Here is a 22,456-nt window from a genome sequence, read left to right on the forward strand (position 1 = left end):
ATTTCCCCACAACCTAGCAAAGGACGCATTACATGTATTCCAAAAGCCTTACCATCGCCAAATACGACCCCGAACTCGCCGCCGCCATCGCCGCCGAAGTAGAACGCCAGCAAGACCACATTGAGCTTATCGCATCCGAAAACTACGTCAGCTGCGCCGTGATGGAAGCCCAAGGCAGCCAATTAACCAACAAATACGCCGAAGGCTACCCCGGCAAACGCTACTACGGCGGCTGCGAACACGTGGACGTTGCCGAGCAGCTGGCGATTGACCGCGCCAAAAAACTCTTCGGCGCAGAGTATGTAAACGTGCAGCCCCATTCAGGCAGCCAAGCCAACCAAGCCGTGTACGCCAGCGTGCTCAAACCAGGCGACACCATACTCGGCATGAGCTTGGCGCATGGCGGGCACTTAACCCACGGCGCAAGCGTGAACATCTCAGGCAAGCTCTACAACGCCATCACCTACGGCTTAGACGAAAACGAAGTGCTGGACTACGCCGAAGTAGAACGCCTTGCGCTGGAACACAAACCCAAAATGATTGTGGCGGGCGCGTCCGCCTACGCCCTGCAAATCGACTGGGCGAAATTCCGCGAAATCGCCGACAAAGTGGGCGCGTATTTATTTGTGGACATGGCGCACTACGCAGGCTTGGTGGCCGGCGGCGAATACCCCAACCCCGTGCCCTTCGCCGATTTCGTTACCACCACCACCCACAAAACCCTGCGCGGCCCGCGCGGCGGCGTTATCCTGTGCCGCGACAACACGCACGAAAAAGCCCTAAACTCCGCCATTTTCCCTAGCCTGCAAGGCGGCCCGCTGATGCACGTTATCGCCGCCAAAGCCGTTGCCTTTAAAGAAGCGTTAGAACCCGAGTTCAAACAATACGCCAAACAAGTGAAAATCAACGCGCAAGCGATGGCAGAAGAATTGGTAAAACGCGGCTTGCGCATCGTATCAGGCCGCACCGAAAGCCATGTGTTCCTCGTGGATTTGCGCCCCAAAAACATCACCGGCAAAGCCGCCGAAGAAGCCTTGGGCAAAGCGCACATCACCATCAACAAAAATGCCATCCCCAACGACCCCGAAAAACCCTTCGTAACCAGCGGCATCCGCGTGGGCGCAGCAGCGATTACCACACGCGGCTTCACCGAAGCCGATGCCCGCGAGCTGGCAAACTTGGTGGCTGACGTATTGGACAATCCGAACGACGAAGCCAACTTGGCGGCGGTGGCAGCCAAAGCCCAAGCCTTGTGCACGAAAAATCCCGTTTACGGCGCGTGATTTTTGATTGGCTGTGATGGATGAGGCAGCCTGAAAACGGGTTTTCCTGTTTTCAGGCTGCCTTTCTGATATTCCCAGCATCTTTTTACGATATTAAACGCCATGTAAAGAAACGGCTACAATCCGCCACACTCGGCAACAAGCCTATTTTTCAACCCAATGGCGGCAAAATACCGCCTAATTTTTATCAACGAGACAAGCAAAATGATGTTTACCCCTACCCGAAAATTGTTTAAACCATTCAATGCCGCTTTGGCAACGTTGCTATTGGCTTGCGCTGCACCTGCATGGGCGGACAACGAAGCGCAATTCCAACAAGCCAATGCCGCTTATGACGCAGGCAATTACAAGCAAGCCTTTCGTTTATTGCAACCGCTTGCCCAACAGGGCAACGCCAGTTCGCAAAACAATTTGGGCTTGATGTATGAAAAAGGTCTTGGCGTGGCGCAAAACGATAAACAAGCTGTGGCGTGGTATCAAAAAGCAGCGCAGCAAGGGTTTGCTTTGGCACAAGTCAATTTGGCTTTAATGTATGAAAACGGTCGCGGCGTGGCGCGAAATGATAAGCAAGCCGCTGTGTGGTATCAAAAGGCAGCGCAGCAAGGGCACGCTGGGGCGCAATCCAGTTTAGGTTTACTGTATGCCAACGGTCGCGGTGTGGCAAAAAACGATAAACAAGCCGTGGCGTGGTATCAAAAAGCAGCGCAGCAAGGCGATGTTCGGGCGCAAACTAATTTGGGCGTGATGTATGCGGAAGGTCGTGGCGTGGCACAAAGTTATCAGCAGGCAAAAGCATGGTGGCAAAAAGCGGCGCAGCAAGGCGATGCTCGGGCGCAAGATAATTTAGGCATAATGTATGCAGACGGTATTGGCGTGGCAAAAAATCCCCAACAAGCCAAAGCATGGTTTCAAAAAGTGCTGGCGCAGCCTGATACACCAGAGAATGCTGAAACCAAAGCAGATGCCCGCGATAATCTAGAAGCGTTAAAAAACAATGGCATTCGTTAAATAGCCCATTGCATGAGGGCAGCCTGAAAACGAGTTTTCCTGTTTTCAGGCTGCCTTAACATTCTTTACCCACCGCCCACCCATTTTTGCACAACCCCGCTATACGCCGCCCGCGCAATCCCGTATAAAGCCGCCTTTTTTACCGCAAGGAGCAATACATGATTTCTCACAAACACATCGCCAGCCTCGCCCTCGCCGCCGCCCTGCTTTCAGGCTGCGTGGTCACCGATGGCGTGGGCAGCGCAGGCTTTCACGGGCATCACCCAGCAGGCGAAATGCACCGCGAACATTTTGATATGCACCGCGCAGGCGACAACCGTATGCAAGAGCATCATCAGCGCATGGAACACGGGCAAACCTTGGAACAGCGCATGCAGCGCAACCGTGAACAAATGGGGCAACGCTCGCGCCAATTCGAGCGCAACGACCGCACCGAGCAACGCTTCGACTACCAAGAGCGCACGTCCCGACACGGCAGCTACACCCGCATCCGCGTGCCCAGCCCTTGGCGCGATTAACCCGCAGATAAAAGGCAGCCTGAAACGCACATTTAGCCGTTTCAGGCTGCCTTTTGCCGCGCCGGCACAAATCTTGCCAACCATATCTGTTTATCATGCCTGCCAGCCCTGTTGTGATAATCAAACATCAGGCAGCCTGAAACCGTTAAAAAAGCGTTTCAGGCTGCCTTTTTTGTTAAAATCCGTTTACGTTCAAAGCAGCAGCCAACCAACTCATCGGGCAGCCATGCCCGAATTTTCATGCGCCGGCTTCCCGTTTTCAGGCTGCCTGAAACGTAAATCTTTGTTTGCATCCCGTAAAATCACTTGACTTCACCATTAGGAACATAATCGTGCCAACCAACCAACCAACCAACCAACCAACCAACCAACCAACCAACCAACCAACCAACCAACCAACCAACCAACCAACGCAGCGCATAGCCTATCCCGCTGACTATATCCCCTACCCCGTCCGCGCCCAAATCACCCAAATCGACCCCAAACTCGATGTCTTTTGGCAACAACACCTGCATGAAGTGTTCGCCACGCTCTCGCCGCAAGACCGCAGCAATGTTATCCAGCAGCTATTAAGCCGCATGGGCATCACATGGCACGCCGAAGCCAAAAAATTTATTTTTCAAGATGCCAATGAGCAAACCTTTGAGCAATTTGTCGCCAGCATTCCCGCCAAGCTCAAAATCGTCAAAATTTTGGGCGTAAACATCCAAAACAGCATGGAAAAACTGCGCGGCTATGCCGAAACCGTCAAAATTGCCGATTTTTTAGAAAACATTTTGGAACAAATCGCCGAAGCCAACACCCGTGGCGATTTGGAACAACAAAAATGGAAACAAAAGCTGCACAGCGCGTTTATCTACGCCGCTGCCGATGAAATCCGCCGCAAATAAAGAGCTTATCCTGCCCGAAAACGCCCGCAAGCTGCACACCAACGCGGTTAAAGTCTTTATCAACGAAATTTATCTGAAACAACAACTGCTGGGCTTTTGGTTTAAAACCATGCGCAACCGCCAGCTTGCCGAATCGCCCAGCCCGCTAATCAACGATTTTCTGCGCCAAGAGCAGCGCACCCGCCAGCTAGAAATCGTGCGCGCATCCAGCTATTGGTTTGTGGTCGCACCCATGGTGGCATACGGCGCCAACCCGTTCACCATCCGCCGCTTTTTGCAGGAAGACAAACTCTATGGCGGCACATTGCTGCTCAACGGCACGGCGGTCAACAGCGCGCTGTTGCAAAACAATAATCCGCAAGTGGATGCCGCGTTTCGCAAGCAAATCAACTTTATCATCACCATCAGCGGCAATGTGCGCCAAGTGATTATTGATTTTATGGATGAGCTGGATGGCTTTCACGAAAACACGTTAATCCCGCTGCTGTTTGCGCCGTTTGATGCTTCATCGGGCAGCATCAACAAAGAAGTGGCGCAACGGCTGTCGCAATACGCCATTGAGCTTAAAGCAGGCATTTTGCAACGGTTTAGCGACATGATTCGCCGTCTGCCCAATTGCGAAGAAGAATTTGATTATTTGTATGTGAGTATGCGCCAGCTATTTGCCAGCATCATCGGCGCGTTTCAAGATTTCCAAACCCAACCTGCGCTGCTGATGAACGCCCAGGCTGAAGAACTCTTCGGGCAATTGGTTGCCTATGCTACTTTCTTGGAAAAACGCCGCGCCGATGTGTTCACCCAGCTGGAATGGAACGATGTGCAGCAAAACAACGCCAAAATCCGCGCCTTCCCGCAATACGCATGCGATGTTACCCAAACGCATATTAAAGAATACCGCAAGCGCCAAGCGGCGATTGAAGCGCAGCAAAGATTGGTTGATAAACCCGAAGGCTTGATGGATAAGCTGTTCAAACGCAAAGCCAAGCAAATGGAACAATTGGACGAATTGAAGCTGGAACGCAATCGCCTGCTGTTTGCCGCCTACGATAAGCTGATTAAGCTGCCCGATGAAGTCAAAACGCAAGTGGTGCACATGGAATTTGATACCCAAATCATCCACCGCAGCAACAGCCGCAGCTATGCCTATCCCAACGGCGAAAACGGCATTTCCGAGCTGCCGATTATTTTCAGACTGCCTGAAAACCGCGCCGAGCTAGATTTAAACCATATCGCCGAGCAAATGGAGGTCAACGAAATAGCCGATGCCGATGATGAAGAATAAGCAAAGTTTGTAAAAAATTGCTAAAATCGCGCCCGATTTCAGGCTGCCTTAAACGCTTTGAGGCAGCCTGAAAACGTTTTTATCAGCATAAAGGACAACCCATGTCATCCCCATCCACTTGGACATCCAAACTCGGCTTCATCCTATCTGCCGCAGGTTCCGCCATTGGTTTAGGCGCAATCTGGAAATTCCCCTACACCGCAGGCACCAACGGCGGCGCGGTGTTTTTTCTGATTTTTCTGTTGTTTACCCTGCTCGTGGGCTTGCCCGTGTTGCTGGCAGAATTTTTTATCGGGCGCAAAACCGGCAAAAACCCCGTGAACGCGCTCACAGAAATCGCGCCGCATCCCGCTTGGGCGTGGATTGGGCGCATGGGCATGGCGGCGTGTTTCGTGCTGCTGTCGTTTTACAGCGTGGTGGGCGGCTGGGTGTTTGCCTACGTTTGGCACGCCATCAGCGGCGCGATTACACCCACCACCGATTTTGCCGCGCTGTTTGGCAGCACCATCAGCAATCCCGCGATGGTTTTGGGGTTTCAGGCTGCCTTTATGCTGGTAACCATTTGGGTGGTGCAAAACGGCGTATCGTCTGGCATTGAACGCGCCAATAAATACCTGATGCCCTTGTTATTTATCATGTTTTTGGTGTTAGCCGTGCGCTCGCTCACGCTGCCCAACGCGATGGTGGGCGTGAAATTTTTGCTGCAACCCGATTTCAGCGCAGTAACCCCCGCCACATGGCTCACCGCGCTGGGGCAAGCGTTTTTCGCGCTCAGCCTAGGCGTGTCCACCATGATGACTTACGCTTCGTATTTGGATAACAAGCAAGACCTGTTCCGCTCGGCAAACAGCATTATGTGGTTGAATATGCTGGTTTCTTTGCTGGCGGGCTTGGTGATTTTCCCCGCCGTGTTCGCGCTGGGCTTTAAGCCCGATGCCGGCCCCAGCCTGATTTTTATCGTGCTGCCCGCCGTGTTCCAAAAAATGCCGTTCGGCACGCTGCTGTTTGCCGTGTTTATGGTGCTGGTGGCGTTTGCCACGCTCACATCCGCGTTTTCCATGCTGGAAACCGCCATTGCTTATTTTGTGCAAAAGCAGCCGCATTGCCGCCGCCGCATTTCGTGGATGGCGGGCGTGGCAATTTTTATCGTGGGCATTCCTTCCGCGCTGTCGTTTGGCGCGCTGGCGGAATTCAAAATTCTCGGCAAAACGGTGTTTGATTTGTGGGATTACTTGATTACTTCGTGGATTATGCCGCTGAGCTCGCTGGCAGTTTGCGTGCTGGTGGGCTGGGTGTTGAAGCGCGAAACCGTGTTGCAGCACATGATACTCGGCAGCGATTTGCCGCCCGTTATCGCCCGCATTTGGCACGCCGCCGTGCGCTATGTTGCGCCGATTGCAATTTTGCTGGTGTTTGCGAATACGTTGGGGTGGATTTAAGTTTCAGGCTGCCTTGGATGATTAAGGCAGCCTGAAATTTATGGTTAAACAGAACAATCGTAGGGTGTGCAGCTTTGCTGCGCACGCCGTTTAAGGCAGCCTGAAACTCAATCCACTCAACAAAAATACCCAACACTCCCTACCCGTTCCATATTTTCAGGCTGCCTTAACAGCCTAAGGCAGCCTGAAAAATAAAACCGTTTAGCGTTCTGCCAAACAGTTTTTTAATGGATAGATTGGGTTTCAGGCTGCTTAATCCCATCATATTTGGTTGATGCTACTACCATCTCCCCTACGTCCAGCCGAACGAAGCATCCTTTTTTCGGGAAAAAGCGTGCGCTTGTTCGACGACGCACGAAGTGCGGCTAGTTCGCACGCGCCGAAAAAAGGATGCGGAGTAAGGGAAGTCTGCGAAGCAGACCTGCACGTCGGGGTTGCCTTTCTTTTGCTTACTTTTCTTTGGCGAAGCAAAGAAAAGTAAGTGCCCCGCTGGCATGAAGCGCATGGTTAAGACTACGCAAATACCAACCACAAAGCACCAACCAAACTTTCAGGCTGCCTAACCGCGAGCACAAATGCTTGGGCAGCCTGAAACGCCAATCCGCGCCCCCTACGGCTTGCTTGCAAGCCGTGCACTGGCTGGAATAAAAAGGCAGCCTAAAACACATCCCAACCCATTTTCAGGCTGCCCACCCCAAAGGCAGCCTGAAACCTTTGCACCCCCCTTCACAAAACATTACAATCCCCCATCCCACCATCTTGCAAACACCCCATCCCACCGTGCAACAAACCGCCTTCGATTTCAACGACCCCGCCTATCCCCGTTTCGACAAACTGCTCGGCAACGCCAACGCCGAGCTCATCTACATCCTGCAACAAGAGCACGACCAATTCCTCTACATCTGGGGCGAGCAAGGCTCAGGCAAAAGCCACATCCTGCAAGCATGGGTGGGGCAAGCCCTGCAAAACTGGCAAACTGCCGTATACATCGACGCAGGCACCACCCCGCTCACCGACAGCGCCGTGCAAGCCGATTTCGTCGCCATCGACCAAATAGAAAAACTCAACGATGCCGAGCAAGCCACCCTGTTCTACATCTTCAACCACTTTCGCAACAGCAAACACGGGCATCTGCTGCTTTCCGCCGACACCCCGCCCAGCAAACTCCACCTGCGCGAAGATTTGCGTACCCGCATGGCATACTGCCTCGCCTATGAAGTCAAATCGCTCAGCCGCGAAGAAAAAATTACCGCGCTCACCAACATGGCAAAAACCCGCCAGCTCAACATCGACCCCGGCATCTACCAATACCTGCTAGACCATTGGCGGCAAGATCTCGGCAGCCTGATTACCATGTTCAACGACCTTGCCAACTATTCCATCAGCCAAGGCAAGCCCATCACCCTACCCCTGCTGCGCCGCCTGCTCAAACAACAGAAAACCCGCCCATGAAAAACCTCGCCATCTTTGATTTAGACCACACCCTCATCAACACAGACAGCGACAACGCCTTCCCCAAATTCCTGATAGAACAAGGGCTGCTGGATGCCGACTACGCCACCGCGCAAAACGAAAAATTCTATCAAGACTACCTTTCAGGCTGCCTCAACGTTGCCGATTTCGTCCGCTTTCAAATCAGCCCCATCGCCCAGCTTACCCCCGAGCAGCGCAACAAATTGCACCAAACATTCCAAGCACAATACATCGCCCCCCATGCCAGCCAAGCCGCCAAAGACTTGGTAAACCAACACCGCCGCGCAGGCGACGAATTGCTGGTTATCTCGTCCACCAACGAATACATCATCGCCCCCATCTGCCAACAAATCTTCGGCATTGATAACATCATCGGCACGCAGCTAGAAACCGATGCCAACGGCTTGTTTACAGGCAACATCGTTGGCACGCCCAGCCTGCAAGAAGGCAAAATCACCCGCCTCAACCAATGGCTCGCCGCGCGGGGCGAAACCCTTGCCAGCTACGGCAAAACCTATTTTTACAGCGATTCGCAAAACGACTTGCCGCTGCTGAACCTTGTGGACGAACCCGTTGCCGTTAATCCCGACGCAACCTTGCTGGCACACGCCCAAGCGCATGGCTGGGCGGTGTTGCGGTTTGATGAGGCAGCCTGAAAACCCGCACTGTGCAAAAGCCGGCGGCAGTCTGAAAAAGCAAAACCGTTTGGTGCTCTGCCAAACGGTTTTTTGCCGGATGATTGAGTTTTCAGGCTGCCTTCCCCCGCATAGGCAGCCTGAAAACAAAAAAAGGCAGCTCAAAAAGAGCTGCCACAAATACCTCAATCAGAGATTTTACGCTTCACAAACAATGCAGGCTCTCGCCTGCCCCTGCCATGCTGCCCGAAAGGAGAGAAAAAGCAGCACAGCAAAGCGATTTAGCACACAGTTTCGCTTGCACGAAACCCGCACCGAATAGGTTGAATATTTCTCGTCTGTTATTTTTTATTTTTGTAATTCAATGTAAGCCGAATTCTATCCCTGCTTACAAATCTTGACAAGCCAAAATAGCAAGCAGCCATTTAATTTTAAAAATTAATGGATTTAAAACAAAAAACGCCAATAATCAGCAAATTTCAAAATCAATTTCTAAAACTTTTATTCCAATCGCTGCGCCACGCAACAGCGCAGCCACAAAAAAATTGCCCCACGTTTTTCAACGGGGGCACAAAAGGAACACAAACCACTACCAAATGGACTACACAGCAGCAAAGTTTGCGAACAATTTCTGTTGCCGTGTAGTTGGTGAAACGAATAGTACGCTTTTTCGTTTCTTTATGCAAATGATAGTTATTATTATTTTGTAAAATAAATGCAATCTTTTGATTTTAAACAAAACTAATTTTGGAAAATTTTAAAACAAACAAGAATAAAAAATCTAAAAACAGCGAATTGGGCATTTTCAATATCCAGGCAAAGCCTTGGCGAAACTTCGGCGGCAGCCTGAAAATCATCCCTGCCCATTGTTTTGGCTTCGCTGAAACTCGCGTTGCTCGTTTTAACTTCGTTGAAGCCTTCGGCTTTCAGGCTGCCTCATTGCCGCTATTTGTAAACCCATTTGTAAAAATGCGATAATAAGCCTTTCTTTTTACGACAACGAAAGCAACCCCATGACGGCTCAAATCATCAACGGCAAAGAAGTTTCCGAGCAATGCTTGCAACGCATCAGCGAGCAAGTGCAACAACGCCAAACCGAAGGCAAACGCGCCCCGGGTTTGGCGGTTATTTTGGTGGGCGAAAATCCTGCCAGCGCGGTTTATGTTCGCAATAAGCAACGCGCCTGCGACAAGGTGGGCTTTCAATCGTTTTCGCATATTTTGCCCGAGCACACCAGCGAAGCGGAACTGCTGGCGTTGATTGACACGTTGAACGCGCAAGATGATGTGGATGGGATTTTGGTGCAGCTGCCTTTGCCGCCGCATATCAACAGCCAAGAGGTGTTGGAGCGCATTCATCCCGACAAGGATGTGGACGGTTTTCATCCTTACAACGTGGGGCGGCTGCTGCAACGGATGCCCACGCTGCGTCCGTGCACGCCCAAGGGGGTGATTACGCTGCTCAATGCGTATCAAATTCCGGTGAAAGGCAAAAAGGTTACGATTGTGGGCGCGTCGAATATTGTGGGGCGGCCGATGGCGTTGGAGATTATGCTGGCGGGCGGCACGCCTACGGTTTGCCACCGTTTTACGGAAAATTTGGCGTTGGAAGTGGCAACGGCGGATATTTTGATTGTGGCGGTGGGCAAGCCGAATTTTATTAAAGGCGCGTGGATTAAGCCGAATGCGACGGTGATTGATGTGGGCATCAACCGCTTGGAGGATGGCTCGCTGTGCGGCGATGTGGAATTTGCGGCGGCGAAAGAACGCGCGTTTGCGATTACGCCTGTACCCGGTGGGGTGGGCCCGATGACGATTGCGAGTTTGTTGGAGAATACGTTGCAGGCGGCGCAAACGCATGAGGCAGCCTGAAAACAAGGTTGAAACGGAGCAAGCGCGTTTGGCGCAGCCCAAATAAAAAACGGCACAGGATGAATTCTGTGCCGTTTTGGGTTTTCAGGCTGCCTATTTTTTCTTTTTCACAAGGGTGATTTTGCCATTGACCATTTTGAGCGTGCCCGTGGCGGATGGGGCGGGCGCGGCTTGGTTTTGGGCTTGGCGCGGTTTGCCCGTTTTCACTTCATTGGAGCCTTCGGTTTTAGCTTCGCTGAAACCCGCGTTGCTCGTTTTCAGGCTGCCTTTGGCGGCATCGCGATTGGCTTGGTTGCTTTTCAGGCTGCCTTTGCCTTTGCGCGATTGCTTTTGTTGGGCGGGTTCAATCTTTTCAACGGGTGCGTCAGCGGCTGAGGTGGCAATGGACGCGGCGGCTTTTTCGCCGGCAGTCGGGTTGGCATTGCTATGCGCTGCTTTCAGGCTGCCTGAATCCTCTGCCGTGGCTTGCTTTTTGCCTTTGCGCGATGAGCTTGGCTTAGCGGCTTGTTTGGCTTGGTTTGCCTTCGCATCCGCTGTTTTTGCTTGGTTCGTTTTAGCTTCGTTGGCGCCTTCGGTTTTAGCTTCGCTGAAACTCGCGTTGCTCGTTTTCAGGCTGCCTTTGGCTTTGCGTGATTTCTTGCCCGCGCTGCCTTCAATAGGTGCAGCCGCAGTTTCCGCCGCTTTCTTGCCGCGTGCCTTTTTCAGGCTGCCGCTATCGTTCGCCGCTTGTTTTTTCGCTTTGCGCGATGAGCGCGATTCGCCGCCCGACACCAGCACCAAATCAATCTTGCTGGTGTCCAAATCAGCGCGGGCAACTTTGATGACTACGCGGTCGCCCATTTTGAATTGCACGCCGCTGCGCTCGCCTATCATCGACAGCGTTTCGGGGTGGTAGTTGAAATAATCCTCGCCCAAATCACTCACGTGCACCATGCCTTCAACGTGGATGTCGTCCAGCGTAACAAAAATGCCAAAATTCGCCATGCCGCTGATTTTGCCCGCGAACACTTCGCCCACTTTGTCGCGCATATAGTAGGTTTTCAGCCAGTTTTCCACATCACGGCTGGCATCGTCGGCGCGGCGTTCGCAATGCGACGAATGCGCGCCGAGCGCTTGCCAGTCGGCTTGGTATTGTGTGCCCGCCAACACGGCTTTGATGGCGCGGTGCACCAGCAAATCGGGATAGCGGCGGATGGGCGAGGTGAAATGGGTGTAGTGCTCATACGCCAGCCCAAAATGCCCTGCGTTGTGCGGCTCGTATTGGGCTTGCTGCATGGAGCGCAGCAGCATGGTTTGCAGCAATTCGCGGTCATCGCGCTCGGCGATTTGGTCGGCAAGGGCGGCATAATCTTTGGGCGTGGGGTTATCGCCGCCGCCCAGTTTCAAGCCCAGGAAGCCCAGTTGTTCGCGCAGCGCGGCTAGTTTTTCGGGCGTAGGACCAGCATGATTGCGATAGAGGGCGGGATGCTTGTTTTTTAACAGAAAATCCGCCGCGCACACGTTCGCCGCCAGCATACATTCTTCAATCAATTTATGCGCGTCGTTGCGCACCACGGGGATGATGCGGTCAATTTTGCCGTTGTCGTTGAACAGCATTTGCGTTTCGCTGGTTTCAAATTCCATCGCGCCGCGTGCATGGCGTTTTTTCTGCAATATTTTGAATAATTTGTATAAAGTGTTGAGCTGCTCGCTGTATGGATTTTGCGTTTTTTGGCTAATCCATTCCCACACTTGGTTATAGGTAAGCCTGCCGTGCGATTTCATCACGGCGGGATAGAAGCGATAGGATTTGATGTTGCCGGCAAACGTGATTTCCATGTCGCACACCATGCACAGCCGCTCCACATCGGGGTTGAGCGAGCAAATGCCGTTGGATAGATTTTCAGGCAGCATCGGGATTACGCGGCGTGGGAAATACACGCTGGTGGCGCGTTCTTGCGCGTCTTGGTTGATGGCATCGTCGGGCTTCACATAATGGCTCACATCGGCGATGGCAACAATCAGGCGATAGTTGCGCCCGATTTTTTCGGCGTACACCGCGTCGTCAAAATCGCGCGAGGTTTCGCCGTCTATGGTTACCAATGGCAAATCGCGCAAATCCACGCGGTTTTTGCGGTCGCCGGGGCGCACTTTTTCGGGGATTTTAGCGGCGGCTTTCAGGGAGCCTGCGCTGAATTCGTGCGGCAATTTGTGTTTGCGCAGTGCGATTTCAATTTCCATGCCGCTGTCGGCATAATCGCCCAACACTTCGGTGATGCGGGCAACGGCGGGGCGATGGTTTTCGGGATAGGCGGTGATTTCAGCCACCACCACCTGCCCTTCGCTGGGGGCAAATTGCGCCACGCTGTCGGGCTCTAAAATCACGTTTTGCGTGAGGCGTTTGTCTTCGGGGTCTAGCACGGCGATGCCGCGTTCCAAGTAAAACCGGCCCACGATAGACGTTTGGGCGCGTTCGATGATGTCTAAAATCTGCCCTTCGCGCCGCCCGCGGCGGTCTAGCCCCAATGGGCGCACGGTTACGATGTCGCCGTTCATCACACCGCGCGTTTGCCGTTCATACAGCACCAAATCGCCCTCGCCCGTGGGGATGAGCGGCACGGCGAAACCGAAGCCGTCTTTGTGCATTTCCACGCGGCATTTGACGATTTCCAATTTTTCGGCGGCGCACACAAGATTGCGGCGGTTAATCAGAATTTGCCCGTCGCGCGCCATGGCTTTGAGGCGGCGTTCAAAAAATTCGTATTCGCCCTCGCTGATGGACAGCTGTTGGGCGAGGCTGGGGATTTTTTGCGGCACGCCTGCGGTTTCTAGGAGCTGGATTATCCATTCGCGGCTGGGCAAGGGGTGGGGGTATTTTTGTTGTTCACGCGCCAGATAGGGGTCTTGGGCGCGTAGGCTGGTGTTTTTGCTTTTGGTTGTTTTGTTTGTTTTACTTGTTTTGTTTTTGGTTTTTGCCATTTCGGTGTAAATCCTTGTTGTGATTATGGGTTTTTGTCAGATGTGTACTTTAACGGAAAATGGGATGCGGGGGAAGTTTCAGGCTGCCTGAATAGGGGAATTGGGGGCGGAGTGTGGTTTTTGCGGGATGAGGCAGCCTGAAAACTAGACATAGTGTGTTTTCGGCTTGCCGATGTTGCAGCCTGTGCCGTTTTATGCGCCGTTTGGCGACAAGCCGCCGCCGCTCCATATTTGGGTTTTAGCTTCGCAACTCCGCTTCGCTACGCAGGCTGCCTATGCGCGATAAGGCAGCCTGCGTAGCGAAGCTAAAACGCTGGTTTGCGGCTAAAACGTGGCGCACACAATCACGCCGCCCATGCCTGCTTGCGGCGACAGGTGGAAAATCTGCCAGTTTTCGCCGCTGTGGATGTAATACGACAGATTGGGGAAATCGGCGGCAATGCGCGGGGGCAGCGAGGCGAGGTCGTATTCGTATAAATCAAACAAAATGTTGTGCGGATAAAAGCCGTTAAGCGAAAAATCTACCACGCCGGTGAACTCGCAGTCTTCGTGTTCATCAAAGCTCAAAATCAGTTTGTCTTCGTGCGGGATATGGCGGATGGCGGTGAGGCGGGCGTTGGCGTAGCGTCGGGTGGCGGTCATGTTGGGTGGTTGGGCTGGTAAACGAAAGGCGGCATTGTAGCCTGAAACTTTTGCGCGCGGCAGTTTTTCGCCCTACAATCGGCGCGTTTTTTGTTTTGAAAACAGGATGAAATGGCTAAAAAAATACTGGTTTTGTCGCCGTCGTGGATTGGCGATTGCGTGATGACGCAGCCGATGTTGCGCCGCTTGAGCGAATTGCATCCCGATTGCGTGATTGATGTGTTTGCACCCAAGTGGTCGCAAGCGGTGTATCGGCGCATGGACGAGGTGAACGAGATTTTGGACAACCCGTTCGGGCACGGCGCGTTGCAACTGCGCGAGCGTTGGCGCGTGGGGCGGATGCTGGGCAAGCGCGGTTACGACCAAGTGATTGCCACCGCAGGCAGCCTGAAAATGGGTTTTTTGGCGTTTGCCACGGGCATCAGGCAGCGCACGGGCTATGTGGGCGAGCAGCGTTATGGGCTGCTGAACGACATCCGCAAGCTGGATAAGGCGGCGTTGCCGCTGATGGTGGACCGGTACACCGCGCTGGCGCACGAATCGCAGGCGGCGTTTAACGGGCAATCTTCGCAGCCCAGTTTTACCATTAGCGCGGCAAGCCAAGCGGCGGCGTTGGCGGCGCATGGGCTGGATTTGGACAAGCCTGTGATTGCGTTTTGCCACGGCGCGGAATACGGCGTGGCGAAGCGTTGGCTGCCGCGCCACTTTGCCGCCACGGCGCAGCATTACGCGCAACGCGGTTATCAGATTTGGCTGTTTGGCTCGCACAAAGATTTTGCTTTGGGCGAGGAGATTAACCGGCTTTCAGGCTGCCTGTGCACCAATTTATGCGGCAAAACGAGCTTGGACGAAGCGATTGATTTGCTCGCCTGCGCCGACACCGTATTTTGCAACGACAGCGGCTTGATGCACCTTGCGGCGGCGGTGGGCTGCAAGCTGGTGGCGATTTACGGCTCATCCAGCCCCGAACACACGCCGCCGTTGAGCGACAAGGCGAAGATTGCCACGCTGAATTTGGCTTGCAGCCCGTGTTTTAAACGCGAATGCCCGCTGGGGCATTTTGATTGCATGACCAAATTGCTGCCTGAGAAGGTGATTGCGATTGCTCAGGAGTAGGTTTCAGGCTGCCTGACGGTTTAAGAGCAGCCTGAAAACGAGCAAGGCAAATTTCAGCGAAGCGAAAACCATGTTTCAATCAAAAGGCAGCCTGAAAGCGGGTTTTACGAGCTTCTGCGAAGCTAAAACGCCATTTCTACGCTTTCAGGCTGCCTATTTTTATTCAGATACTACTGCTTACTGCTGCGGTTGAACCAGCTTAATCAAGCCGTCGCCCAAATAACCGCCTTGCTCAAAGCCGGGCAGCACAAAGAAATAGCCGCCGCCAAACGGCTTGATGTACTCTTCCAGCGGCTCGCCGTTAAGCAGACTTTGCACAAAAATAAAGCCGTCTGCCAAATTCGCCTGATACATGGTCAAAATCAAGCCCACATCCAGCTGCTTGGCGGTGGACAAGCCCAGCGAGTAGTTATAAGGGCGGCGGTAAAGCTGGTGCCGTTTCAAAAACTCGGGGTCGCGCGGGTTGGCAAGGCGCATATGGCTGTCTTTGGGAATGCGTTTGCCGTCCGGATCGCTGGCGTAGTCGGGCGCGTCGTGTTCGTGTTTTTTGCCCAGCGGTGCGGCGGAGTATTTGGCGCGCCCGAAGATGTCTTGTTGTTCTTGCAGGGGGGTTCTGTCCCAAAATTCTACCATTTGGCGAATGATGCGTATGGCTTGGTAGGTGCCGTTTTTTGCCCATGCGGGTTCGTCTTGGCTGTTTTCGGTGATGCCTGTCCACAGCATGGTGTCGGCGACTTTGGGATCGCGGATATTGGGGTTGCCTGTGCCGTCGCGAAAGCCAAATAGGTTGCGGGCGGCAGCATCGGGGGCTTCGGTTTTCGGTGCCCAGCCGTCGATTGACCAGCGGATTGTAGCGACGTGGCTGGTGTTTTTGATGATGTCGCGCAGGGCGTTTTGGCAGGTTTCGGGGCTGAATGCGCTGATTTGTAGGCTGATGTCGCCGTCGCACCAATCGGCAACCAGTTTGTCGTTGGGAAAATCGCGCATTTCTTCCAAGCGCAGCGGTTTGTGTTTTGCCAAGCCAAAACGGTTGTCAAACAAGCTCACGCCCACGCCAACGGTAATCGTTAAGCCGTCGGGCGGCACTTGTTTGCCCAAAATGCCGCTGCTGGGCGGGGGCAGTTTGTCGTCAATATCGGCGATTTCGCCGCCTTGGGTGAGAAACTCTATGCGGGCGGTGAGCGTGCGGAAGAAGTTTTCCAGCTCTTTGGGCGTTTTGGCGAGCACGTCAAAGGCGCAGAGCGTGCCGAAGGGCTGTTCTTTATCGGGGGTAACGATGCCTGCTTGGTGTGCGCCGTGGCAGGGAATGCTGGTGTTGGAGTGTCCGCTGCCGCCGCAAGCGTCGTTGTTGGCGGGGGTGGGATTTGATGCGCCGCTGGCTGGGCTGTTGCTTGGGCTGGCGGCGGGCTGTTGTTGGCAGGCGATTAGGCTGCCTGTGGCTAGGGTTGCGCCAACAGCGGCGGCGGTTTTGAATAGGGTGCGTTTGCTGGGGGATTGGAGTTGTTCGCTCATGGTGGGTTTCCTTTTTTGTTGGGGGGTATGGTGCGGTTGCGTTGGGTGAATGGTTTTTAGCTACGCTGAACTTCGTTTCAGGCTGCCTTATGCGTTGCGATTGCGATATTTGGGCGCGGGCGCGACAGAATAGGCAGCCTGAAAACGGTATTCGCGTCTCTACGGCTTGCTGGCAAGCCGTGCGCTAGCAAAATAAATGTGAAAAGGCAGCCTGAAAAGCAATTGTGGGCTTTTCAGGCTGCCTTTGCTGGCTTATTTCAAGCCCAAGGTGCCGCGCAGTTGCGCTAGGTCTTCTGCCAGTGCGTTGATGGGCACTTGCAGGGCGTTGCGGTCTGCTTTGGTGAGTTTTTCGTAGTCGGCGTAGCTGCCGTCTGCGTTTTTGTATTTCGCCAAAATGTCGTTGACGGTTTTGAAGTTCGCGTCCACTTTATCCAGCAGGGCTTGGTTTTTCTCGGCGATTTGTGGGCGGAACAGCTCTACGATTTTTTGTGAACCGTCCATGTTGGCTTGGAAGTCGCTCAAATCAGTGTGGCTGTAACGGTCTTCTTCGCCTGTGATTTTGCTGCTGGCGACTTCTTCAATCAATTCTGCCGCGCCGCCGACTACTTTGCCCAGAGGGAATGACAAGGCATCAATTTCGGCTTGCAGTTTTTTCACGTCTGCCAGCAATTTATCGGCGGTGGCTTGCACGTCTTTCACGTCTTTTTGCACCCACAGCGCGTGTTCAATGCGGTGGAAGCCTGTGAACATGGAATCTTTTGCGCCCAGTTTGAAGTCGTCTTCGCGCGCGTCAATGGCGGGGTCTAGCTCGTTAAACAATTCGGCAATCGGCTCAACGCGCTCGTAGTGCACGCGGGTGGAAGCGAACAGTGATTTGGCTTTGTCAATATCGCCCGCTTTCACGGCGGCAACAAAGGCTTCGGTTTTGGTTACCAGCTCTTTGGCTTCGCCTTGAACGTATTTTTTGTATTCGCCGAGTGGTTGCGCCAATTTTTCCAGCGCGGCTTCATCGGTGGTGTCTTTAAAGCCGCTGTCGGTAACAATCAGCTTGCCGCGCGGGTTGGTGAGCAGGCCGCAAGTCATTTCGTATTCGCCCGGTAGCAGGGTAATGGTCATTTTGTCAGACAGCGATGGGGCGATGTTTTCGCGCTCGTCCACCACCATCACGCCTTTCAAGATTTCCCATTCCAGCTTGCGGGTGCTGTCGTTTTTAATTTGGAACACGGTTTGACCGCTGGGCACGGTGATTTGCATCGGTTCGCAAGCGTGGTCGTTCACAGCAACGGAAATGCTGCCATCGGCATTGCGTGGGGTTTCGCCAGCGGGCGCAGAAGCAGCAGCTTGGGAAGCCGCGCCAGATGCTGCACTAGGCGCAGGCTCGGATTTTTTGCTTTCGGGCGGTTGGCAAGCGGTCAAAGCAACCAAGGCAGCCAAAGTTACAACGGATAAATATTTTGCTTTCATAAAACATTCCTTTAAGAAAATAAAACAAACAAAGGTTTCAGGCTGCCTTTTGCTGCCTGAAAAACAAGTACAACACAGTAATCAAATACGCAAAGTACAAGACCAAATCGCTCACAACAGGGTGGTCGGTGTAGCCGAAAAAGCCGCCCATCAACACACCCATCACGCTGTCGTTGTGCAAAATATGCGAGCTGTCAAACACAATAGTTTGCCCGATATTCCACACACCCGCTTCATGCAGCGCACGGAATGCGCCCGCCAGCAATCCTGCGGCGACAAAAATCAGCAGCACGCCCGTCCATTGGAAAAACTTGCCCAGATTGATTTTCACGCCGCCTTTGTAAATCAAATAGCCGATTACGGCGGCAGCAACCAAGCCCAACACCGCGCCAAGCGGCATTTCTGCGGTGGGCGCTTGGTTAAACACTGCAATCAAGAAAAACACGCTTTCCAAGCCTTCGCGCGCCACGGCTAAAAACGCCATACTCACCAACGCCCAGCCATGCCCTTCGCCGCGCTGCAACGCGCTGCTCACCGATTGCTGCAACGATTGTTTCAGGCTGCGTGAAGCTTTTTTCATCCACAGAACCATGTAAGTGAGCATCGCAACGGCAAACAAGCCCAGCGCGCCCACCACAAATTCCTGTTGTTTTTGCGGGATTTCGCCTGTTTTATTGTGAATCCACAAGCCCAATCCCAAACACATCAACGCGGCAAGCACCACGCCCGCCCACACTTTCGGCATCATGTGCGAATAACCCGACTGCTTTAAAAAGCCAGCCACAATGCCAACAATCAAAGCCGCCTCAATGCCCTCACGCAGCATGATGAGAAACGCCACTAACATAAATTTTCCTATTCTTACAAAAAATAGCGAAGCGCGGATTATACGGATGTTGAGTAGCAAATACAAATCGTTCTTAATATCTAAAAATAAAATAAGGCTCAACAAAAGAGGCTGTTTGGATTGGCATCAGCCGATTTGTTGAGCCATGTTTTTCATTTTAAAGCGAAATACAAGCGTGCTACATTTTCCGCTGCCGATTGCAAATTCGCCCTGCCATGCTGCAACGTGGCTTCCAAGGTGTCTAACTGGCGAATAATCGGGAACACCGCGTCAATGCCGCAATCGTAAACAGCGGGATAATCGGCGCGCAGGCAGCCCACCAAGGCAATCACGGGCTTGCCAAACTGTTTCGCCACCCGCGCCACGCCAACAGGCGTTTTGCCGTGCACGCTTTGCGCATCCATCCGCCCTTCGCCTGTAATCACCCAATCGGCATCGCGAATTTGGTCGGCGAGCTTGACGTAATCAATCACAATTTGCACGCCCGATTTCAGCTGCGCTTGTGGCAACAGCAACACGCCGCCACCCATGCCGCCAGCCGCGCCCGTGCCTGCGCCGCTGGCAATGTCTTTGCCTGCATCGCGTTGAATGATTTGGGCAAAATGCGCCAGATTGGCATCCAGCGTGCGCACCATTTCGGGCGTTGCGCCTTTTTGCGGAGCGAACACCGCCGCCGCGCCTTTTTCGCCGCACAGCGGATTGTTCACATCGCAAGCCACTTCCAGCGTGACCTGCTGCAAACGCGCATCCAAGCGGGAAAAATCCGCCCGCGCCAGTTGCGCCAAACTGCCGCCGCCGTAGCCAATGGCTGCGCCGTGTTCATCCAGCAAATCTGCGCCCAAGGCTTGCAGCATCCCCGCGCCGCCATCGTTGGTTGCGCTGCCGCCGATGCCGAGCAGGATTTTTTCCACGCCGTGATTCAACGCCGCCAAAATCAATTCGCCTGTGCCATAGCTGGTGGTGATGAGCGGATTGCGCTCGCCGGGCGGCACCAGATGCAAGCCCGAAGCTGCTGCCATTTCAATAATCGCGGTTTTGCCGTCGCCCGAAATGCCATAGTGCGCGGCGATGCGATTGCCAAGCGGCGCGGTTACTTCGGCGGTGTGCAGCGTGCCAGCGGTGGCATCAACCAGCGATTGCACCGTGCCTTCGCCACCATCCGCCATCGGGATTTTGACGTATTGGGCATCGGGCATAATGGCTTTTAAGCCCGCTTCAATCGCCTCGGCGACTTCCAGCGCGGTGAGGCTTTCTTTAAAGGAATCGGGCGCGATGATGATTTTCATGGGGGTGTCCTTGTTGGTTTGGGGAAAGCGCAAGGCTTGCGGGCAAGCCGTAGGGGGCGCGGGGGGTGTTTTAGCTTCGCAACTCCGCTTCGCTACGCAGGCTGCCTTATGTTGCGCCCGCGTTTAAGCGGGGCGAGGGGGAGGCAGCCTGAAAAGGAGTTTGGGGTGTAGGGTGGGCAACGGGCTGCCCAGCAAATGTTTTCCATTAGCTACGGTAGGCAAGCGAGTTGCCCATCCTACACACTTGTTGCAAACAGCCCTAGCAAGTAGGGTGTGTGCCGTAGGCACGCACGCGGGCTTAGGTTGAGATTTTTCAAACCGCGTGCGTGGCAGAGCCACACACCTTACGGCGCGAAACCGTTTTCAGGCTACCTCAATGTTTTCGCCTGCGTTTGAGGCAGCCTGAAATCTTTACAAAACCTGCAACCGATGGAGCGTCGGCGGCTCGCCGACATCTTGCTAACCAACAAACCACGTTGAATTAACTGTTTGGCGACGAGCCATCGCCGCTCCATTGCGTTTCAGGCTGCTTTATCTTACGCCTGCATTTGGGCAAGTAAGTAGGGTGTGCGGCGCAGGCAGCCACACACAGTTTAGCCATGCTGAATAAATGGTGCGTGGCAAAGCCACACACCCTACGCCAATCTAGCGGCGCGAAACTGTTTTCAGGCTGCCTCAATATTTTCGCCTGCGTTTGAGGCAGCCTGAAAATATTTCCCTTGGCTACGGCGGGCAAACGAGTTGCCCACCCTACGGCTAAACGCGGGCGCGATAGTGGGCAGCCTGAAAATTGTCCACGCGCCCTTACGGCTTGCTGGCAAGCCGTGCTCTGGCTAAACCTAGCTGAGGCAGCCTGAAATGGGTAATCCTGTTTTCAGGCTGCCTCTGCGCATCAAAGCAGCCTGAAACCAAACCGCCTAGCCAAACCAGCGAAACACGCCAAAAATCAAGGTGGAGACGACCGTCATAATAAAGCCCACCGCGGTTTCATAAGGGATAACTTTCAGCCGCTCTTTAATCGCCATGCCCACGCTGCCGCCTGTGGCGTGGAAGAATGAGCCGTGCGGCATATGGTCAAACACCGTTGCCCCTGCGTGAATCATCGCTGCGCCTGCCAAGCTGCTGATGCCCAAATCCAGCAGCGTGCCGCTGAATACGTTGGATGCAACGGCGGTGCCTGCAGTGGTGGAAGCGGTCGCCAGCGACATCAGGCTGCCTGAAACGGGGGCGAGCAGATAGGCGGGCAAGCCCGAAGCGGTGAGCGAATCAATCAACACGTCTTTCAAGCCTGAATTGCCGATAATCCCCGCCAGCGCGCCCGTGCCCAGCAGCATAATCGCCACGCCCGACATTTTGCCCAAGCCGCTTACGGCGTAATCGTTGATTTTGCTAAACCGCCCCATAATGATTGCGCCCACCAAACCGCCCACAGGCAAAGCAATCAGCGGGTCGATTTTAATATCCGCAATCGGGCGCAACGCCAGCAACACAATGGCGACCACGGGCGCAGCAATCGCGGCGGCAAAAGAGGGATAGTGCCCATCGGGCGTGTGCGCCATCGCTTCTTCGGGCGCGACCGCCGTGCCTGTTTTGGTTAGGCGTTTGGCAAGCAAATAGGTTAGCGCCAGCCCGAAAACCGCGGGAATAATGCCCGCCACCATCACCGAGGTAAGCGGTATTTTAAACGTGTCGGAAGCGGCAATCGCATTGGGGTTGGGCGACATCAGATTGCCCGCTTTGCCGCCGCCAATCATCGCCACCAAAATCGCCATTTTGGACAAATCCACGCGCTGCGCCAAAGCCAGCGCAATCGGCGACACGGTAATCACGGCAACGTCAATAAACACACCCACCGCCGTTAAAATCAGCGTGGCAACGGCTAATGCCAGCAAGGCGCGGGTTTCGCCCAGCTTTTTCACGATGGTTTCGGCGATGACGGTTGCCGCGCCCGATTCAATCAACACGCCTGCCAACACGCCCGCCGCCAAAATCCGCATCACGGCGGTGGTGATGCCTTTGGCGCCGTCAATCATCAGCGTAACGGTTTGCACCAAATCCGCGCCGCCCACCAAGCCGCCAATCAACGCGCCTGCCATCATGCCGTAAACAGGCGGCACTTTTCGCAAAATCAAACCAATGGCAACCACCAATGCCACGATTGCGCCCAATGCGCTTACAGAAACGGTCATTCTTTTCTCCTTAGGATGTAGTGAGATGTAGTCGCGTATGTTA

The 22,456-nt window shown here is 53.9% G+C and carries 19 protein-coding genes; 11 read left to right on the top strand and 8 right to left on the bottom strand.

The window, feature by feature from the left end:
* Positions 1-32 precede the first annotated feature (32 nt).
* The 10 genes from glyA to folD all read left to right on the top strand — a co-directional run bounded on the left by glyA (position 33) and on the right by folD (position 10,399).
* On the top strand, positions 33-1,283 hold the full coding sequence (gene glyA, locus JDW22_RS03145) for a serine hydroxymethyltransferase (RefSeq protein ID WP_200521670.1): 1,251 nt from the start codon (positions 33-35) through the stop codon (positions 1,281-1,283).
* A gap of 204 nt (positions 1,284-1,487) precedes the next feature.
* Entirely contained in the window at positions 1,488-2,291 is an 804-nt protein-coding gene (locus JDW22_RS03150; RefSeq protein WP_200521671.1) for a tetratricopeptide repeat protein, read from the top strand.
* Between the two features lie 158 nt (positions 2,292-2,449).
* Positions 2,450-2,809, top strand: coding sequence for a hypothetical protein (locus JDW22_RS03155; protein ID WP_200521672.1), 360 nt, complete (start codon positions 2,450-2,452; stop codon positions 2,807-2,809).
* A gap of 332 nt (positions 2,810-3,141) precedes the next feature.
* On the top strand, positions 3,142-3,699 hold the full coding sequence (locus tag JDW22_RS13560) for a PT domain-containing protein (protein WP_329610690.1): 558 nt from the start codon (positions 3,142-3,144) through the stop codon (positions 3,697-3,699).
* Positions 3,680-4,981, top strand: coding sequence for a hypothetical protein (locus JDW22_RS03165; protein ID WP_200521673.1), 1,302 nt, complete (start codon positions 3,680-3,682; stop codon positions 4,979-4,981). Before JDW22_RS13560 ends, JDW22_RS03165 begins: the two co-directional genes overlap by 20 nt.
* 101 nt (positions 4,982-5,082) lie before the next feature.
* Positions 5,083-6,420, top strand: coding sequence for a sodium-dependent transporter (locus JDW22_RS03170; protein ID WP_200521674.1), 1,338 nt, complete (start codon positions 5,083-5,085; stop codon positions 6,418-6,420).
* Between the two features lie 780 nt (positions 6,421-7,200).
* Positions 7,201-7,872 (top strand): DnaA regulatory inactivator Hda, encoded by a 672-nt coding sequence (gene hda / locus JDW22_RS03175; protein WP_200521966.1) that lies wholly within the window; start codon positions 7,201-7,203, stop codon positions 7,870-7,872.
* Positions 7,869-8,549, top strand: coding sequence for an HAD family hydrolase (locus JDW22_RS03180; RefSeq protein ID WP_200521675.1), 681 nt, complete (start codon positions 7,869-7,871; stop codon positions 8,547-8,549). Before hda ends, JDW22_RS03180 begins: the two co-directional genes overlap by 4 nt.
* 726 nt (positions 8,550-9,275) lie before the next feature.
* On the top strand, positions 9,276-9,506 hold the full coding sequence (locus JDW22_RS03185) for a hypothetical protein (RefSeq protein WP_200521676.1): 231 nt from the start codon (positions 9,276-9,278) through the stop codon (positions 9,504-9,506).
* A 35-nt stretch (positions 9,507-9,541) separates the two neighbouring features.
* On the top strand, positions 9,542-10,399 hold the full coding sequence (gene folD, locus JDW22_RS03190; protein ID WP_200521677.1) for a bifunctional methylenetetrahydrofolate dehydrogenase/methenyltetrahydrofolate cyclohydrolase FolD: 858 nt from the start codon (positions 9,542-9,544) through the stop codon (positions 10,397-10,399).
* A gap of 93 nt (positions 10,400-10,492) precedes the next feature.
* Here folD and rnr read toward each other — a convergent pair whose 3' ends face one another.
* Both rnr and JDW22_RS03200 read right to left on the bottom strand, forming a co-directional pair.
* The gene (gene rnr, locus JDW22_RS03195; protein WP_200521678.1) at positions 10,493-13,357 is read right to left on the bottom strand and encodes a ribonuclease R; all 2,865 of its coding nucleotides are present in this window, start codon (positions 13,355-13,357) and stop codon (positions 10,493-10,495) included.
* A gap of 324 nt (positions 13,358-13,681) precedes the next feature.
* Positions 13,682-13,999 carry a hypothetical protein gene (locus JDW22_RS03200; protein WP_200521679.1) on the bottom strand — a complete coding sequence of 106 codons (318 nt, stop codon included), beginning with the start codon at positions 13,997-13,999 and terminating at the stop codon, positions 13,682-13,684.
* A gap of 111 nt (positions 14,000-14,110) precedes the next feature.
* Between JDW22_RS03200 and waaF the strand changes: the two genes are divergently transcribed.
* Complete coding sequence (gene waaF, locus JDW22_RS03205; protein WP_200521680.1) at positions 14,111-15,115, top strand: lipopolysaccharide heptosyltransferase II; 1,005 nt, start codon at positions 14,111-14,113, stop codon at positions 15,113-15,115.
* Between the two features lie 177 nt (positions 15,116-15,292).
* On the opposite strand, the gene efeB is transcribed toward waaF, so the two are convergent.
* From efeB to JDW22_RS03235, 6 genes are all read right to left on the bottom strand, one after another.
* Positions 15,293-16,627 (bottom strand): iron uptake transporter deferrochelatase/peroxidase subunit, encoded by a 1,335-nt coding sequence (gene efeB / locus JDW22_RS03210; RefSeq protein ID WP_200521681.1) that lies wholly within the window; start codon positions 16,625-16,627, stop codon positions 15,293-15,295.
* A gap of 252 nt (positions 16,628-16,879) precedes the next feature.
* The gene (gene efeO, locus JDW22_RS03215) at positions 16,880-18,091 is read right to left on the bottom strand and encodes an iron uptake system protein EfeO (RefSeq protein WP_200521682.1); all 1,212 of its coding nucleotides are present in this window, start codon (positions 18,089-18,091) and stop codon (positions 16,880-16,882) included.
* A gap of 37 nt (positions 18,092-18,128) precedes the next feature.
* A complete protein-coding gene (gene efeU / locus JDW22_RS03220) occupies positions 18,129-18,938 on the bottom strand; it encodes an iron uptake transporter permease EfeU (RefSeq protein ID WP_200521683.1) in 810 nt (269 codons plus the stop codon).
* Positions 18,939-19,090: 152 nt separating this feature from the next.
* Positions 19,091-20,224 carry a glycerate kinase gene (locus JDW22_RS03225; RefSeq protein ID WP_200521684.1) on the bottom strand — a complete coding sequence of 378 codons (1,134 nt, stop codon included), beginning with the start codon at positions 20,222-20,224 and terminating at the stop codon, positions 19,091-19,093.
* A 665-nt stretch (positions 20,225-20,889) separates the two neighbouring features.
* Positions 20,890-21,045: a hypothetical protein gene (locus JDW22_RS03230; RefSeq protein ID WP_200521685.1), complete on the bottom strand. Its 156-nt coding sequence runs from the start codon at positions 21,043-21,045 to the stop codon at positions 20,890-20,892.
* A gap of 96 nt (positions 21,046-21,141) precedes the next feature.
* The gene (locus JDW22_RS03235; RefSeq protein ID WP_200521686.1) at positions 21,142-22,413 is read right to left on the bottom strand and encodes a GntP family permease; all 1,272 of its coding nucleotides are present in this window, start codon (positions 22,411-22,413) and stop codon (positions 21,142-21,144) included.
* Between the last annotated feature and the right edge of the window lie 43 nt (positions 22,414-22,456).

It is taken from the genome of Kingella bonacorsii (assembly GCF_016623605.1).
GTDB classification, from domain to species: domain Bacteria; phylum Pseudomonadota; class Gammaproteobacteria; order Burkholderiales; family Neisseriaceae; genus Kingella_B; species Kingella_B oralis.